The sequence below is a fragment of the Phaeobacter sp. SYSU ZJ3003 genome (assembly GCF_041300735.1).
Taxonomy (GTDB): domain Bacteria; phylum Pseudomonadota; class Alphaproteobacteria; order Rhodobacterales; family Rhodobacteraceae; genus Phycobacter; species Phycobacter gallaeciensis_A.
The window spans coordinates 1-16,168 of the sequence record NZ_PXNU01000021.1; the positions used below are offsets into that span (position 1 = coordinate 1).

14 protein-coding genes are annotated in these 16,168 nt (G+C 62.0%); 9 read left to right on the forward strand and 5 right to left on the reverse strand.

Annotated elements, in window-relative coordinates:
• Positions 1 to 2: 2 nt before the first annotated feature.
• Together C6W91_RS09175 and C6W91_RS09180 are read left to right on the forward strand one after the other, a co-directional pair.
• Positions 3 to 239: a hypothetical protein gene (locus C6W91_RS09175; RefSeq protein WP_370570772.1), complete on the forward strand. Its 237-nt coding sequence runs from the start codon at positions 3 to 5 to the stop codon at positions 237 to 239.
• A gap of 9 nt (positions 240 to 248) precedes the next feature.
• Positions 249 to 890, forward strand: a complete 642-nt coding sequence (locus C6W91_RS09180) for a DUF1523 family protein (RefSeq protein WP_065271680.1) — start codon at positions 249 to 251, stop codon at positions 888 to 890.
• A 50-nt stretch (positions 891 to 940) separates the two neighbouring features.
• Here the strand turns inward: C6W91_RS09180 and C6W91_RS09185 are convergent, their stop codons facing one another.
• Positions 941 to 2,518 (reverse strand): DUF5928 domain-containing protein, encoded by a 1,578-nt coding sequence (locus C6W91_RS09185; protein WP_274840013.1) that lies wholly within the window; start codon positions 2,516 to 2,518, stop codon positions 941 to 943.
• A 140-nt stretch (positions 2,519 to 2,658) separates the two neighbouring features.
• Between C6W91_RS09185 and C6W91_RS09190 the strand changes: the two genes are divergently transcribed.
• A complete protein-coding gene (locus C6W91_RS09190) occupies positions 2,659 to 3,477 on the forward strand; it encodes a sulfotransferase family protein (RefSeq protein WP_065271678.1) in 819 nt (272 codons plus the stop codon).
• Positions 3,478 to 3,784: 307 nt separating this feature from the next.
• On the opposite strand, the gene ilvD is transcribed toward C6W91_RS09190, so the two are convergent.
• Positions 3,785 to 5,629: a dihydroxy-acid dehydratase gene (gene ilvD, locus C6W91_RS09195; protein WP_274840012.1), complete on the reverse strand. Its 1,845-nt coding sequence runs from the start codon at positions 5,627 to 5,629 to the stop codon at positions 3,785 to 3,787.
• Positions 5,630 to 5,740: 111 nt separating this feature from the next.
• Positions 5,741 to 6,922: a benzoate/H(+) symporter BenE family transporter gene (locus C6W91_RS09200; protein ID WP_274840011.1), complete on the reverse strand. Its 1,182-nt coding sequence runs from the start codon at positions 6,920 to 6,922 to the stop codon at positions 5,741 to 5,743.
• Between the two features lie 123 nt (positions 6,923 to 7,045).
• Here C6W91_RS09200 and C6W91_RS09205 point away from each other — a divergent pair, with 123 nt between their 5' ends.
• From C6W91_RS09205 to C6W91_RS09225, 5 genes are all read left to right on the forward strand, one after another.
• Positions 7,046 to 7,627: a helix-turn-helix domain-containing protein gene (locus C6W91_RS09205; RefSeq protein ID WP_274840010.1), complete on the forward strand. Its 582-nt coding sequence runs from the start codon at positions 7,046 to 7,048 to the stop codon at positions 7,625 to 7,627.
• Between the two features lie 121 nt (positions 7,628 to 7,748).
• Entirely contained in the window at positions 7,749 to 8,618 is an 870-nt protein-coding gene (locus C6W91_RS09210; RefSeq protein ID WP_274833256.1) for a DMT family transporter, read from the forward strand.
• A gap of 43 nt (positions 8,619 to 8,661) precedes the next feature.
• Entirely contained in the window at positions 8,662 to 9,138 is a 477-nt protein-coding gene (gene smpB, locus C6W91_RS09215) for an SsrA-binding protein SmpB (RefSeq protein WP_065271673.1), read from the forward strand.
• Between the two features lie 192 nt (positions 9,139 to 9,330).
• Positions 9,331 to 10,182 (forward strand): 3-mercaptopyruvate sulfurtransferase, encoded by an 852-nt coding sequence (gene sseA, locus C6W91_RS09220; protein ID WP_065271672.1) that lies wholly within the window; start codon positions 9,331 to 9,333, stop codon positions 10,180 to 10,182.
• Positions 10,182 to 11,366, forward strand: coding sequence for an amino acid aminotransferase (locus C6W91_RS09225; protein WP_274840009.1), 1,185 nt, complete (start codon positions 10,182 to 10,184; stop codon positions 11,364 to 11,366). The genes sseA and C6W91_RS09225 overlap by 1 nt, the downstream gene beginning before the upstream one ends.
• A gap of 499 nt (positions 11,367 to 11,865) precedes the next feature.
• Here the strand turns inward: C6W91_RS09225 and amt are convergent, their stop codons facing one another.
• Both amt and C6W91_RS09235 read right to left on the reverse strand, forming a co-directional pair.
• Complete coding sequence (gene amt, locus C6W91_RS09230; protein ID WP_065271669.1) at positions 11,866 to 13,185, reverse strand: ammonium transporter; 1,320 nt, start codon at positions 13,183 to 13,185, stop codon at positions 11,866 to 11,868.
• Between the two features lie 25 nt (positions 13,186 to 13,210).
• Positions 13,211 to 13,549, reverse strand: a complete 339-nt coding sequence (locus C6W91_RS09235; RefSeq protein ID WP_065271668.1) for a P-II family nitrogen regulator — start codon at positions 13,547 to 13,549, stop codon at positions 13,211 to 13,213.
• A gap of 269 nt (positions 13,550 to 13,818) precedes the next feature.
• On the opposite strand from C6W91_RS09235, the gene C6W91_RS09240 reads away from it, so the two are divergent.
• On the forward strand, positions 13,819 to 16,065 hold the full coding sequence (locus C6W91_RS09240) for a transglycosylase domain-containing protein (protein WP_065271667.1): 2,247 nt from the start codon (positions 13,819 to 13,821) through the stop codon (positions 16,063 to 16,065).
• The last annotated feature ends 103 nt before the right edge of the window (positions 16,066 to 16,168 follow it).

A 16,168-nucleotide genomic window follows, 5' to 3' on the forward strand; every position in this document is an offset into this window, starting at 1 on the left:
TTCTGATGATTGGGCTCACGGTGGTTTACGGCGCCGTGTCGCTTTATTCGCGGGAAATGCGCCGGGCCAAGTTGAAACGCCGCTGGGCTGAGAAGGGCTTGACCGGAGATCGCGCGGCCTTCATCCAGCGGGGGTTGCGGCGGTATGACCATTCGTTCCGGCGTCGGCTGATCCTGCTTGTCTATGTGGTGCCGCTGGGGTTGATTGCGACGCTGATCTATATGGTAAATTTCAGATAGGAGGCCTTTATGGGCTACATCAAATGGGGATTTCTGATCACCGTCTGGCTGCTGTTCGGGGCCTTCCTGCACTATACGTTGCCGCAGTATGACGTGGTGCGGATCGTCAACACCTACGAGGAGCGTCAGGAACTGAATGACTGGACGCGGATGTTCTGGTCGACGCCCGACACCCAGTCGACCGAGCAGAGCAACCGGGATGTGCAGTTCATTCAGGCGGTGCGTCCCGATGGCAGCGCGATCGTTTACCGGAACGAGGACACCGGTTGGAACTGGCCGCCCTATTTCAAATTCGACACCGCCAATCTGTATACCGAGGCCAATGACGCGATCTCGAACAAGGCCGCGCCGGAATGGGTGGCGGTGCTGCACTATGGTTGGCGCAACGAATTCCTGTCGGCCTTTCCCAATGCGGTTGGGATCAAACCCGTTGCCGGGCCGGATGACAAACCTCTGAACTGGGTCAGCATTCTGATCCTAGTGCTGATTGCGGCGCTGTTCTGGGCCATCTACGTGCGCTGGCGCCGCTTCCGCCGCAACCGGCTCGACCCGATGATCGATGATGTGGAAGACAGCCTTTATGCCGCTGGCGACGCCATATCAGAGCGCCGCAGCAGGCTGCGCCGCTGGCTTGGTGGCGGCAACAAGTGATCCTGTTCGCCGCGCCGGGGGTGCGGGGTGGCCCTTACGGTTGAGGTCGATTAATCGCTGAACAGATCTGGGTTCTGGCTGATGTCTTTGGCCTGCTCCGCCGTAATGCCAAACACCCTGGCCAGTTTGGCGACCTTGTCTTCTGCAGTGTCCGCCTCGTGCAGGGTAACGAAGGGATCAAACCCGGCATCCCGGATCCGGTCGGTTTCATGCAGGATATCATTGCGGATGGTCGGCAGGATCCGGTCGAGGGTCTGTTTCGGTGTCTGCACTCCGACAAGGCCAGATCGCTGGGCATGGGCGATCAGATATTCATCGGTGAAATCACAATCGAGGTGAAGCACCTGCGTCACTGAGCGGTCAGAGGCGAAGTCATTCATCAGCTCCAGCCCCGAGGGATCTATGCAGACGATCAGCCGGTTGCTGTCGTAATATTCAAACAGCATGCGCATCAGGGCGCGGCGGTGGCGAGTGCGTTTCCACAGCGAGGCTTCGATCCCGCCAAGATCGGGTAAGGGCGTGTCTTCCTCGTGGAAGAGATAGGCGATGGCCGGAACCTCAGTGCGCTCGTTGACTTGCCGGATCAGCCTCTTGGCCACGTGCCATTTCTTGCACACGACCATGGTCAATTCGCGTTCTCGCCCCAGGCTGCTTTCGGTTTCCCAGAACCGCGGTGCAAAGCGGCGTCCGTTGCGACCGCGCTGGGTAAGGAACTGGAACAGGCTGCGCCCCTCGTTCGAGATCTGGAACTCCACGCCCTCGGCCGCGTAGAGCCGCCCGAGACGGCGTTTCAGATCCTTGGCATCCGGGCTGATTTTGCGGGCAAAGAGGAAATCCTGGCTCAGCAGCAGATCGTAGTGATCGTTGTAGAAATTCACCGGCATTCCGTAATCGGTGAACATCAGAAAGGTGAGCGTGCGGCACTGGATCTCATCGCCCGGGATCAGGTGGCGGACCAGCGTCTGGAAAAAGGTCTCATCCGGGATCCATGTGGTGCGGAAGAAGCGGACCACATCGCGCCGCTCCCGCACGAATTGCAGGATCGCCTCAACAGTGCGGCGGCGCAGGCACCACCACTGGCTGCCAATCTGAACCTGAATGTCCGAAGGCACCGCGCGGTGCAGGCGGAGTTTCTTCTGAAGGTTATGACTCCATTCGAACAGAGCCTTGTTCTTGCGTTCGTTGAAGACATGCCGGTAGATCAACCGGTCTTCCTTCATGCCGGTCTTAATCCAGTCGCTTTCGAAGAAATCAAAGCTTTCGATGAAGTCGAAATCGTTCTGATCCAGATAGTCATGCGCGTACTGGGCGGTCTTGATCGCCATGCAATCGCCCGACAGCATGTAGAAATGGGTGGCCCTGGGGAAGTTGTCGGCGGCGGTGCGCATTGCTGCTAGGGTGGCGCGGACCAGCGACCATTCTCCCCAGCCGCATTTGATGCGCCGCCGCGGAAAGCAGACATTGGGATTGTCGTCGAGGGCCGCGCGGATCTCGGCATAGTCTTGATCGCTGGCGCGGCCGTCGAAATGGATCACCATGTAATCGCCGACCGCCGTCAGCCGTTCGGCCTGCTGGATGATCGCCTCGGGGTCCTTATGGCAGAGCAGTATGTATGCAATTTTTGCCATTCTGACGACGGTACGCCCCTGTTTTGCTGGATTGTCTTCTTGATAAAGCTCGGAGCTGTTTGAAGAAACAAGATTATTTGTCTTTTGGTCGCGATGTGGTCATTGTTGCGTCGAGTGGACAGGAACGGAGTTGGTTGCGGATGGGATTCCCAGGAACCTGGATGACCGAGAGTGAAAGCGTGATTTACCGGGTGGTGCCGAAATGCGCCTGTTCGACCATCGGTCAGATACTCTATTATTCCGATCACGGCAGGTTCTTTGAGGGCGATATTCACGATTCAAAGGAAGGCCTGCATAAATGGGCGCAGGAGGTCAGTCAGGAGCCGATCAGCCGCAATGTGCTGGGCCAGCGCACCTATGCCTTCACCTGCGTGCGCAACCCCTATACCCGGGTGCTCAGCTCCTTCTTTGACAAGATCTGCGGCATCCAGCGCAACGGCAAGCGCTATCGTGGCAATCTGGTGCCACGGCTGGTCTATGATTACGGGATCGAGGTCGGCGGCGAGGATGGCCAGCAGGAGTTCGACCAGATCAAGAGCTTCCGGCGGTTCCTTTTATTCGTGCGCGACACCATCCGGTTCCGGCGTCCGATGGAGCCGGATATCCACTGGTCGGCGGCCTCGGGGCATGTGTCGACCTTTATCGTGAATGGCGGACGCTACAACAAGATCATCTGGACCGAGGCCTTTAACGATGGGATGCAGGGCGTTCTGGACGCCATCGAGACGCCGCATCCCGTGGATCTGGCGGCAATCCCGCGCTTCAACGAAAGCGAAGGCCACGGTCCCAAACGCGCGCATCCGGTCGAGGATTACTTCGACGATCTGTCGATGCATCTGATCTATGAGATCTACAAGCGCGACTTCGATCTGTTCAAATACGATTTTGAAAACCCGGCCAACAAGATGCCCATCGGAGAGATCGATCTGGACGAGGTGCACGCCAAGCTGGGCGACTGATCGTGTCTTTGGCAGAAACAGGGGTACTCCCGCCCATCGTCGGGCATTGAAAATGCCCATCCGCTGGTTGGGCGTGGCGCCGCTGGCGCGGCGCGCAGGGGGCTGAGAAGCGGTTGAGGGGCAGGTCTGCCCTCAACGCACCCTATCGATTTTCTTTGGGATGGGCGCGTCAAGGGTGAACCGCGCGGGCCGCGCGGCGGCGGAGCCGCCCTTGACCCGGGTCGCAGATGCCGCGGTCGAAGGCCGGATAAGAAAAAGGCCCCTCAGCCGGGTTGGCGAGGGGCCTTCGTCATTCATTCAGAGGCGGTCACTCGTCGTCTGGCAGCGCGCGCACGGCGCCCTTGGCGGCGCTGGTGGTCAGCATCGCGTAGGCCTTGAGCGCGGTCGAGACCTTGCGCTTGCGCGGTTTCGCCGGTTTCCAGCCAGCGGCCTCTTGCGCGGCGCGGCGGCTGGCGAGTTCCTCGTCCGAGACGGCCAGGTGGATCGAGCGGTTGGGGATGTCGATCTCGATGGTGTCGCCCATCTGCACCAGGCCGATGGCGCCGCCTTCGGCCGCTTCGGGGGAGACGTGACCGATGGAGAGACCCGAGGTGCCGCCGGAAAAACGCCCGTCGGTCAGGAGGGCGCAGGCTTTGCCCAGACCTTTGGATTTCAGGTAGGAGGTCGGGTAGAGCATTTCCTGCATGCCCGGGCCGCCGCGCGGGCCCTCATAGCGGATCACCACCACATCGCCTTCCTTGACCTTGCCGGTCAGGATGTCGCTGACGGCCTGATCCTGGCTTTCGCAGACATAGGCCGAACCGGTGAAATTCAGGATGCTTTCATCGACGCCAGCAGTCTTCACGATGCAGCCATCCAGCGCGATATTGCCGAACAGAACCGCAAGGCCGCCATCCTTGGAAAAGGCATGTTCGGCCGAGCGGATGACGCCGCCCTTCCGGTCGGTGTCGAGCTCCTTGTAGCGGTTGGATTGCGAGAAGGCCTCGGTCGTGCGCACGCCGCCCGGCGCCGCCTTGAACAGCTCTTCGGCCTCGGGGTTGTTGGCGACCTTGACGTCCCATTTGGCGATGGCTTCGCCCATGGTGCTGGAGTGTACGGTGGAACAGTCATCGTGCAACAGACCGGCGCGGCTGAGTTCTCCGAGGATCGAGAAGATGCCGCCAGCGCGGTGCACGTCTTCCATATGGACGTTCTCGATGTTGGGGGCCACCTTGCACAGGCACGGCACCTTGCGGCTGAGCCGGTCCATGTCGGACATGTCGAAATCCACCTTGCCTTCATTGGCAATGGCCAGGAGGTGCAACACCGTGTTGGTCGAGCCGCCCATGGCGATGTCGAGGCTCATGGCGTTTTCAAAGGCCTCGAAGGTGGCGATTTCGCGCGGCAGCAGGCCTTTTTCCTCGCCCACGTAGTGGCGTTTGGTGATGTCGACGATCTTGCGGCCCGCCTCCAGGAACAGGTTCTTGCGGTCGGCGTGGGTGGCAAGCGTGGAGCCGTTGCCGGGCAGGGCAAGACCCAGCGCCTCGGCCAGGCAGTTCATCGAGTTGGCGGTGAACATGCCCGAGCAGGAGCCGCAGGTGGGGCAGGCGTTTTCCTCGATATGCTGGACCTGTTCGTCGCTCAGTGTGTCGCTGGCGGCGGCAACCATGGCATCGACGAGGTCGATCTTCTTGGCATCCAGATCGGCGATGTCGATCTTGCCCGCTTCCATCGGGCCGCCGGAGACGAAGATCACCGGGATATTGAGACGCATGGCGGCCATCAGCATGCCCGGAGTGATCTTGTCGCAGTTGGAGATGCAGACCATGGCATCAGCGCAATGGGCGTTGACCATATATTCCACGCTATCCGCGATCACCTCACGCGAGGGCAGCGAGTAAAGCATACCGTCATGGCCCATGGCGATACCGTCATCCACCGCGATGGTGTTGAATTCCTTGGCAACGCCGCCTGCGGCCTCGACCTCGCGGGCGACCATCTGGCCGAGATCCTTGAGGTGGACGTGACCTGGCACGAACTGGGTGAAGGAGTTGACGATGGCGATGATCGGCTTGCCAAAATCATCGTCTTTCATACCGGTTGCGCGCCAAAGGCCACGCGCGCCGGCCATGTTGCGTCCATGGGTGGAGGTTCTGGATCGGTACATTGGCATGTGGCTATTTCCCCTTTTTACCCTCAGGGACATGATTCGCGAAACAAACGCAATAACTGAGGGGCGATTTTGGTTATTTTGCTCCGATTTCCGGGGCGGTTGCGGAATGGGTTATGCGGGTTTTCTGAATGTCACCGACGGGCGGCTCAGCGTGAGGTGACAGGCAAGGCCGATCAGCAGGGCCCAGAAGGGCGCGCCGATCCCGAGAAAGCTGATGCCCGAAACCGTGCCCATGAAACACAGCAGTGCCGCCTCGCGCCCTTCGGTCGGGGCCAGCGCATGGGACAGCCCGTTGCCGATGGTCGACAAGAGCGCAAGGCCTGCAATGGTGGCGACCAGCGCATGCGGTGCGATCAGGAATAGGGAAATCACGGCAGCGCCGCCCAGCCCCACGGCGCAATAGATCACCCCGGCGGCCACCACGGCGAGGTAGCGGGTGTTCGGATCCTCATCCGCTTCGGGACCAGCGCAGATGGCGGCGGTGATGGCGGCCAGGTTGAAGGCATAGCCGCCAAAGGGGGCGAGGATCAGCGAAGCGATCCCGGTCACCGTCAGCGCGGCCGAAACCGGCGGAACGTAACCTGCGCTGCGCAAGGTCACCACGCCGGGCATGTTCTGGGAACACATGGTCACGATATAGAGCGGTAGTCCAAGGCCGATCAGCGCCGAAAGGGTGAATTCGGGCATCACCGCCTCGGGGGTGGCGAGGGTCAGGTTCAGCTGCTGCAGGTCTCCGAAGCTGCCGGTTGCGGCGGCCCAGATGACACCCGCCAGCAGAACCAGCGGGATCGTGTAGCGCGGTGCATAGACCTTGCCGATCAGAAAGACCGCGCCCATCACCGCGACCAGCCAGACGTCTTCTTCAAGCGAAGTGAACGCCTCCAGCCCAAAGCGGAACAGGATCCCGGCCAAAAGCGCATTCGCCAGCGTATCCGGGATCAGCCGCGCCAGCCGCTCGAACCAGCCGGTGAGGCCGGTGAGCGTTAGCAAGGCGGCGCAGAACAGAAAGGCGCCCGTGGCCTCGGGTAGGGTGGTCGCGCCACCGCCCACCGCCAGAAGAGCGGCACCGGGCGTGGACCAAGCGGTCAGAACCGGCAGGCGGAACCACAGCGACAGGATCAGGCTCGTGATCCCCATGCCCAGCCCGAGGGCCAGAAGCCAGCTGTTGGCTTGCGCCTGGTTTGCCTCCAACGCCGCGATGGCCTGAAAGATGATCGCCACCGAGCTGGTGTACCCGACCAGAACGGCGACGGCGCCTGCCGTGATATGAGAGAGTTTCAGCTGCGGCATCATGGGGATCCTGAATGGGGTTTTCCCGGGCGTCGGGCTCTTGTAGGGTCAGTTTGTGCGTTATAGCGCACATTATCTTCTGTGCGCTATAACGCACAAGGCTTTTTTGAAGAGATCGACAGACCGATGCCAACGCAGCCCGCGTCCCCGCCTGTAGGCGAAGACAAGATTTCGCAGAATCTGAAGCAGATCCGGGCCGAGGCCGGTTTCAGCCTGTCGCGGGCGGCCGAGGTGACGGGAGTCTCCAAGGCGATGCTGGGGCAGATCGAACGAGGCGAATCCAGCCCGACCATCGCCACGCTCTGGAAGATCGCCAAGGGGTTTCACCTGCCGCTGACCGCCTTGATCGAGGATAGCAGTCAGCCCAAGGTTCTGGGCGAGAGCGTGTTCCGCACGGTGCAGTTTCCCGGCAGTATCGCGGTCAAGATCGTCTTTCCCTTTGATCCCAATCTCGGGGCCGAGACCTTTCACGTGCGCCTGCGACCGGATCAGTGCCACCAGTCCCAGGCGCATGACGCGGGCGTGACCGAAGAGGTCTTTGTGCTCGAAGGGCCTGTGGAGGTGCTGAGCGATGGGGCGTGGGTGCGGCTCGACGTCGGGGAGGGGCTGCGCTTTGCGGCCGATCAGCCCCATGGGTACCGTGCAGGGCCGGACGGGGCGGCCTTTCTCAACATGCACCATTATCGCAAACCGGATCCGACTGGCTGATCAGATCCTGCGCCCGCAAAGGTCACAATTCCGTATGGCACCACACGGCAGTGCTTGCCGAAGTCTCACCTTGTGACTAGGGCTTTGGCAGGGACGTAAAAGCCGATTGGGGGAGGCACCGATGGAAACGCTGCGCGGCAGTCTGTTGATGGTGCTGGCCATGGGGGCCTTTGCGCTGGAGGATATGTTCATCAAATCAGCGGCGCAGGCGCTGCCGGTCGGGCTGATTCTGGTTTTCTTCGGTCTTGGCGGTATGGTGCTGTTTGCACTGGTGGCGCGTGCGCAGGGACAGGCCTTGTGGCACCCGGCCTATTGCACGCGCGTGATGCTGTTGCGCTCTCTGTCAGAGGTCGTTGGGCGTCTGTGTTTTACCCTGGCCCTTGCGCTGACGCCGCTGTCCTCGGCCTCGGCCATCCTGCAGGCGACGCCGCTGGTGGTCGCGGCGGGCGCGGTGGTGTTCTTTGGCGAAACGGTGGGCTGGCGGCGTTGGCTGGCGATTCTGGTCGGTTTCGCCGGGGTTCTGATCATCCTGCGCCCCGGGGTCAGCGGCTTTGAACCGGCTTCGCTGTTCGCGGTGGCCGGAACGCTGGGCTTTGCCGGGCGCGATCTGGCAACGCGGGCGGCGCATGTGTCGATGCACAACAGCCAGCTCGGTATGCTGGGTTTTGCCATGCTGGCAGTGGCCGGGGTCATCGCGCTGGGTTGGACCGGGCTTGATGGGCTGGGGGAAGGGGCGCTGACGAACCCAAGCGTCTGGCTGGATGTGGCCTGCGCCACGGTAATCGGGGTGATCGCCTACGGGGCGCTGACCGGCGCCATGCGGCTGGGCGAAATCTCGGTCGTGGCGCCCTTCCGTTATACGCGGCTTGTCTTTGCCATGGTGCTGGGCATCCTGGTTTTTGGCGAGCGGCCCGATACGCTGACGCTGATTGGCAGTGCGGTGATCGTGGCCAGTGGTGTCTTTACCCTGATCCGCAGCCGCAAAGCCTGAGTCATCTTGCGTCCGGTCCCGGGCGCGCTTACATCTGCCTGCCATGGCCAAGCAGAAATCAGACCCGAACTACAAAGTGATTGCAGAGAACCGCCGGGCGCGGTTCGATTACGCGATCGAGGAAGATCTCGAATGCGGGATCGTTCTTGAGGGGTCGGAGGTGAAATCTCTGCGCGCCGGGGGGGCCAATATCGCTGAATCCTATGCGACCGTCGACGACGGGGAGCTGTGGCTGGTGAACTCCTATATCGCGCCCTATGCGCAGGCCAAGGTGTTCAAGCACGAGGAGCGTCGCCGCCGTAAGCTGCTGGTGTCGCGCAAGGAGCTGGCACGCCTGTGGAATGCGACGCAGCGCAAGGGCATGACCCTGGTTCCGCTGGTGCTCTATTTCAACCATCGGGGCATGGCGAAGATGAAGATCGGCATCGCCAAGGGTAAGAAGAACCACGACAAGCGCGAGTCCCAGGCCAAACGCGACTGGTCGCGCCAGAAACAGCGGCTGCTGAAGGACGCGCGCTGACGCCAATAGCCTGAGCTGCCGGAACCATCCTTCGGGACGGGGACGAGGCAGGCCCGGCGGGCCGTTTGTCGCCACGGCACCACGTTTGGTGCATGTATCAGGGAAATATTGTACCGGAACAGCCGCTTCTCTTGCGACTCCGCGCGGTGGGCTGTACCCATGCGCCAGCGAACCTGAGGGGAGGCGTTTTTGATGGATGATCCGAAAACTCTTGTGTCAACCGACTGGCTGGCAGCCCATCTGAAGGATCCCGATCTCAGGATTCTGGACGGGTCATGGTATCTGCCCAATGAGAACCGCGATCCCAAGGCGGAATATGACGCGGCCCATATCCCCGGCGCGCGCTTCTTTGACATCGATGATATTTCGGACCACCGGTCGGAACTGCCCCATATGGTGCCACCGGTCGAGAAGTTCATGTCGCGCCTGCGCGCGATGGGCGTGGGCGACGGTCATCAGGTGGTGGTCTATGACGGCGCCGGTCTGAAATCGGCGGCCCGTGTCTGGTGGCTGTTCCGGTTGATGGGGCAGATGAATGTCGCGGTGCTGGATGGCGGTCTGCCGAAATGGCAGGCTGAGGGGCATCCGGTCGAAGACCTGCCGCCGATGATCCGCGACCGCCACATGACCGTGCGGGTGCAGAACCAGCTGGTTCGCGATGTGACGCAGGTCTCTGCGGCCGCCAAGCTGGGCGATCATGAAATCATCGACGCCCGCGCTGCCGAACGGTTCCGCGGCGAGGTCCCGGAACCGCGCGAAGGGCTGCGCTCGGGCCATATCCCCGGCTCTAAGAACGTGCCCTATGTTACCCTATTGAACCCCGATGGCACCCTGAAAGACGCAAACGGCATTCGCGCCACCTTTGAAGGGGCCGGTGTCGACCTTGCGAAACCTGCCATCACCACCTGCGGCTCGGGTGTGACCGCCGCCGTTCTCAGCCTGGCACTGGAGCGCATCGGCAAGACCGATCACGCGCTTTATGATGGATCCTGGGCAGAATGGGGCGCCTTCCCGACCCTACCCGTTGCAACCGGAGAGAACTGATGTTCGAGACCCTGAAACCGCAGCCAGCGGACAAGATCCTGGCGCTGATGCAGATGTACCGCGAAGATCCGCGCGCGGATAAGATCGACCTTGGTGTCGGTGTCTACAAGAACGCCGAGGGCGTCACCCCGGTGATGCGCGCGATCAAGGCCGCCGAGCACAAGCTGTGGGAAGAAGAAACCACCAAGGCCTATACTGGCCTCGCGGGTGATCCCGGTTATGCCGATGTGATGATCAAGCTGATCCTTGCGGGTAGCGTTGATCGCGGCAATATCGCTGCCGCCGCGACCCCCGGCGGTACCGGTGCCGTGCGCCAGGCGTTCGAGCTGATCAAGATGGCCAACCCCAAGGCACGCGTTTTTGTGTCGGACCCGACCTGGCCGAACCACATCTCGATCCTGAAATACGTCGGCATCGAGACCGTCACCTACCGCTATTTCGACCGCGAAACCCGCGGCGTGAACTTCGACGGGATGATCGAGGATCTGAAGGGCGCCGAGAAGGGCGACGTGGTGCTGCTGCACGGCTGCTGCCACAATCCCACCGGTGCCAACCTGAACACCACCCAGTGGCAGGAGGTGATCGACCTTCTGAACGCGCGCGGTCTGATCCCGATGATCGACATTGCCTATCAGGGCTTTGGCGACGGTCTGGAAGAAGACGCAGCGGGTGTGCGCATGGTGGCTGCCCAGACGCCCGAATGCCTGATCGCGGCAAGCTGCTCCAAGAATTTCGGCATCTACCGCGAACGCACCGGCCTTCTGATGGCGGTTAGCCAGGACGGCAGCGCCCAGGCGCTGAACCAAGGCACGCTGGCCTTCCTCAACCGGCAGAACTTCTCTTTCCCGCCGGATCACGGCGCGCGCCTGGTGACGATGATCCTGAACGACGACGCCCTGCGCGCCGATTGGGCATCCGAGCTGGAAGAGGTGCGTCTGGGCATGCTGGGCCTGCGTCAGCAGCTGGCGGATGAGCTGCAGCGCCTGAGCGGCTCGGACCGCTTCGGCTTTATCGCGCAGCACCGGGGTATGTTCTCGCTGCTCGGGACCACGCCCGAGCTGGTCGAGAAGATGCGTGTCGACAATGGCATTTACATGGTCGGCGACAGCCGCATGAATATCGCGGGTCTCAACAAGACCACGGTGCCGCTGCTGGCCAAGGCGATCATCGACGCGGGCGTCTGAGCGCCGCGACAAACAATGATGTGAAGAGTCAAACGCGCTCCCGAGTGGGGCGCGTTTTTTGTGTTACTGTCATGGGGCAGGGGCTCCCGCGCCCGCAGGTGCCTTGCCTCTGGCAAGAACCCTTGGCGGGTTTGGGCCTGGCGCCGCTGACGCGGCGCAAGGGATTTCGCTGAGAAGCGGTTTAAGGGCAGGTCTGCCCTCAAACGCGCCTTGACCATTGTGAACAGCAGCGCACCGCGCCTCAAGGGAACCTCGCGCCTTGCGCGAGGCCGCTGGTGCGGCCCTTGACCCGCGGTGCGCTTTGATGGGCGGGGCTTTGGCGGCAGATGAGAGCAGCAGGCGCCGCGTCAGCGGCGCCGGGCCCAACCGCAAAGGGACAGTCTATGACTGTGCCGGAGCGGGCGGGAGGGTTCACTCGATGCTGGGGGAAAGGGGACTAGGCAAAGAAAAACGCGGCCCCGAGAGGCCGCGTTCCTAGATCTGTGTCAGGAGGCTGGGTTTAGCCTGCCTTGAACTCCGGATAGGCTTCCATGCCCAGTTCCGCCATGTCGAGACCGTTGATCTCGTCTTCTTCGGTGACGCGGATGCCCATGGTTGCCTTCAGGATCAGCCAGACAATGCCGGAGACGATGAAGGTGAAGGCGCCGATGGCAACGAAGCCGGTGATCTGGGTCACGAAGGAGGTACCTTCGGTGTAGAAGGGAACCGCGAAGGTGCCCCAGAAGCCTGCGACCAGGTGCACAGGGATGGCGCCGACGACGTCGTCGATCTTCAGCTTGTCCAGCATCGGCACAACGAAGACCACGATCACACCACCGACAGCACCGATCCAGAGTGCGCCGAACAACGAGGGATCAAGCGGACCGGCGGTGATCGACACCAGACCGGCCAGAGCGCCGTTCAGGGTCATGGTAAGGTCGGGCTTCTTGAACATGACCTGGGTCAGCAGCAGGGCAGCGACAGCACCAGCGGCGGCAGCCATGTTGGTGTTGGCGAAGATGCGCGACACGTCGGTCACATCACCCACGGTGCCCATCGCCAGCTGCGAGCCACCGTTGAAGCCGAACCAGCCGAGCCACAGGATGAAGGTACCCAGGGTCGCCAGAGCCAGGTTGGAGCCGGGCATCGGGATGGTTTTGCCGTCTTTGTACTTGCCGATACGCGGGCCGAGGATCAGCGCGCCTGCGAGGGCTGCGAAACCACCTGCTGCGTGCACCAGGGTCGAGCCGGCGAAGTCGGAGAAGCCCATTTCGGACAGGAAGCCGCCGCCCCACTGCCAAGAGGCTTCGATCGGGTAGATCACGCCGGTCAGGATCGCGACGAAGATCAGGAAGGGCCACAGCTTGATACGCTCGGCCAGGGTGCCGGAGACGATCGAGGCAGTGGTGGCGCAGAACATCAGCTGGAAGAAGAAGTCGGAGCCAACCGAAGCATAGTCGAGCGAGGCATCCGCTGCCGCCAGGCCAACCGGTTCAAGCGAGGTGATGGAGAACCAGGGGCCCATCACGCCAGAGATCACCCAGTCGCCGGGGTACATCAGGTTGAAACCGATCAGCCAGTACATGATGGCCGCGATCGAGAACAGCGCGATGTTCTTGGTCAGCTGCATGGTCACATTCTTGGAACGCACCAGGCCTGCTTCGAGCATGGCAAAGCCTGCAGCCATCCAGAACACCAGGAAGCCGCCGATCAGGAACAGCAGGGTGGTAAAGATATAGGGGTTGATGTCGGGGGTTTCTGCTGCCGCGTCCTGCGCCAGTGCCAGGCCCGGAAGGGCGGCAAAGGCCGTGGCGGCAAGAGAGAGTTTCAGTTTACGCATCTGTATTTTCCTCCGAAATGGACGCTTAAAGCGCCTCGAGGTTGGTTTCGCCGGTGCGCACCCGCACGGCCTGTGCCACATCCAGGACAAAGATCTTCCCATCGCCGATCTTGCCGGTGCGGGCGGTGGACGAAATGGTGTCGACCACCTGATCCGCCAGCTCCCCTGGCACCACGATTTCCAGTTTGACCTTGGGGACGAAGTTCACTTCGTATTCCGCGCCACGGTAGATTTCCGTGTGGCCCGCCTGGGCTCCAAAGCCTTTGATTTCCGTCACCATCAGACCTGAAACGCCGATTCCGGTCAGCGCTTCGCGGACCTCCTCGAGTTTGAAGGGTTTGATGGCTGCTATGATCATTTTCATCTCGACACCCTATTTCTGGACCACTTAGGCCGCTCCATTCGCACCTGCAGCAAAGCGGCCACCCCGAGTCGGGGGAACCGGAAGAGCCTGTTTGCAGGGCGGAATGGCGGCCTCTGGCCTAATTATTTTGCTTAAAAAGTGGTCAATGCCTGCATTTTGAGCGTTTTGAGGAGGGAGTTTCCGGCAAAACTGCCCCTCTACAAAGCAGTGGGATCGGTTTATTGTCGCCAAAACGGGCAAACCGGGCAGGACACTGGCAGGATACTGACATGGCACAAGGATCAGGGCGCAAGCCGCTGGTGGCGGATAAACGCTATCCCAAAAGCAGATCCGGCAAAGGGGCAAAGCCCGCGCGCCGGGGCGCACGAAAAGGCAGCTCTGGTGGTGGGATCTTTGGGTTTCTCTTCGGGCGCCGAAAACCTGCCGCAGCGCCCAAGAAGGCTGCGCCGCGGAAAAAGGCAGCAGCGACGCGCAAACCAACCCCCAAACGCAAACGCGGGCTGATCGGGACCCTGCTGGCACCGTTTCGATGGCTGCTGCGTCTGGTCTGGGGCTTTACCTGGCGCGTTGGGCTGATCTGCACTGGCATCGTCGCCCTGGCGGTCGGCTATCAATACATGAAGCTGCCCGAGGTGACGCAGCTGCTGGATGGGCGGGCGCGTGGCTCGGTCACCCTGCTGGATGCCAAGGGAGAGGTCTTTGCCTGGCGCGGGGATCAGTTTGGCGGCGTCGTCACCACACAGACCGTGTCGAAACACCTGAAGAACGCGGTGGTCGCCACCGAGGACAAGCGGTTCTACCGTCATTTCGGCGTCTCGCCGCGCGGGATTGCCAGCGCGGTGCGCATCAACCTGAGCGAAGGGCGCGGTCCACTGTCCGGACATGGCGGCTCGACCATCACCCAGCAGACGGCGAAGCTGCTATGCCTTGGCGAGGTCTATGACCCCGAGGTCTGGGAAAGCGAACGCGCCTATGAGGCCGATTGCCGTCAGGGCTCCCTTTGGCGCAAGGCGACCGAGGCGGTCTACGCCATGGCGATGGAGGCCAAATACACCAAGGACGAGATCCTTTCGATCTATATGAACCGGGCCTATATGGGCGGCGGCGCCTATGGGGCCGAGGCGGCGGCGCAGCGCTATTTCGGAAAATCCGCGAACCAGCTGAACGCGGCCGAGGGTGCGATGATCGCCGGTCTTCTGACCGCGCCGTCTTCGCTGGCGCCGACCAATAATCTCAAACGCTCGCAGGACCGCGCCGCCACCGTGCTGCGCCTGATGAACGAACAGGGCTATCTGACAGCCAAGGAAACCCAATACGCGCAAAGCCACCCCGCCGAGCTGAGTGAAGCTGCCGAGGCGCGGGCCGGGGGATATTTCGCCGATTGGGTAATGGATACGATCCCCAGCTATTTCGGCGATCAGACCACCGAGGACGTGGTGATCCGCACCACATTGGACCAGCGCCTTCAGAAAGCCGTGGAAGGCGCGGTGGATCATGTTTTTGAGAACAAGGTGCGCGAAGGGTCAAAGGCTCAGGCCGCCATTGTGGTGATGAGCGCCGATGGCGCCGTGCGCGCCATGGTGGGCGGGCGCAAGACGCGGGTGTCCGGCGTCTTCAACCGCGCCACCCAGGCGAAACGGCAGACGGGCTCCGCTTTCAAACCCTTTGTCTATGCCACGGCGCTGGAGCTGGGATACTCGCCGCTCGACCGGGTGCTGGATGCGCCTTATTGCATGGATATTCCGGGATCGGGCGAATGGTGCCCGCAGAATTATACCCGCAAATACTATGGCGAAATCACCCTGACACAGGCGCTGCGGGATTCGCTGAATATTCCTGCGGTGAAAATTTCCGAAGCGGTGGGCCGCGATCTGGTGCGCCGGGTGGCTGGCGATTTTGGCATCGACAACGAGATGGCTGAAGGTCCGGCGCTGGCGCTGGGCGCCTCGGAAAGCACGCTTCTGGACATGACCGGCGCCTATGCCGGGATCCTCAACGGCGGCTCTTCGGTAACCCCCTATGGGGTGACCTCGCTGAGCCTTGTGGAAGACAGTGAACCGCTGATGGGCTCCAGCGGCGGTATGGGAGAGCGGGTGATCCGCACCAAGGCGGCGCAGCAACTGGTCTGGATGATGGAAAAGGTGATCGCCGAAGGCACCGGACGGCGGGCGCAGATCCCCGGCTGGCAGGCGGCGGGTAAGTCCGGCACCACCCAGGCGGCGCGGGATGCCTGGTTCATCGGCTTCACGGCGGATTACGTCGCCGGGGTCTGGATGGGCTATGACGACAACACGCCGCTGACCGGTGTGACCGGAGGCGGGCTACCGGCCGAGATCTGGCAAGAGGCGATGGTGCGGGTGCACGAGGGCCTGGAGCCGAAACCGCTGCCGATGCAGGCGCCGGATCCACTGCCCACGCCGCAGCCCTCAGACAGGGATCAGCGTCGCGGCCCCCGGATTGGTCAGGAGCTGGGCCGCGCGGTGGATGGCATCCTGAGGGATATCTTCGGCAACTGAGCTGGCGCCCCCGGCAGGCTGGCGGGGAGAGGTCGCGGCGACCCGTGTAGTCGCGATGCCGCGACCACAGGCAAGGCAAACCAGTGGATCATAGCGAAAAGTG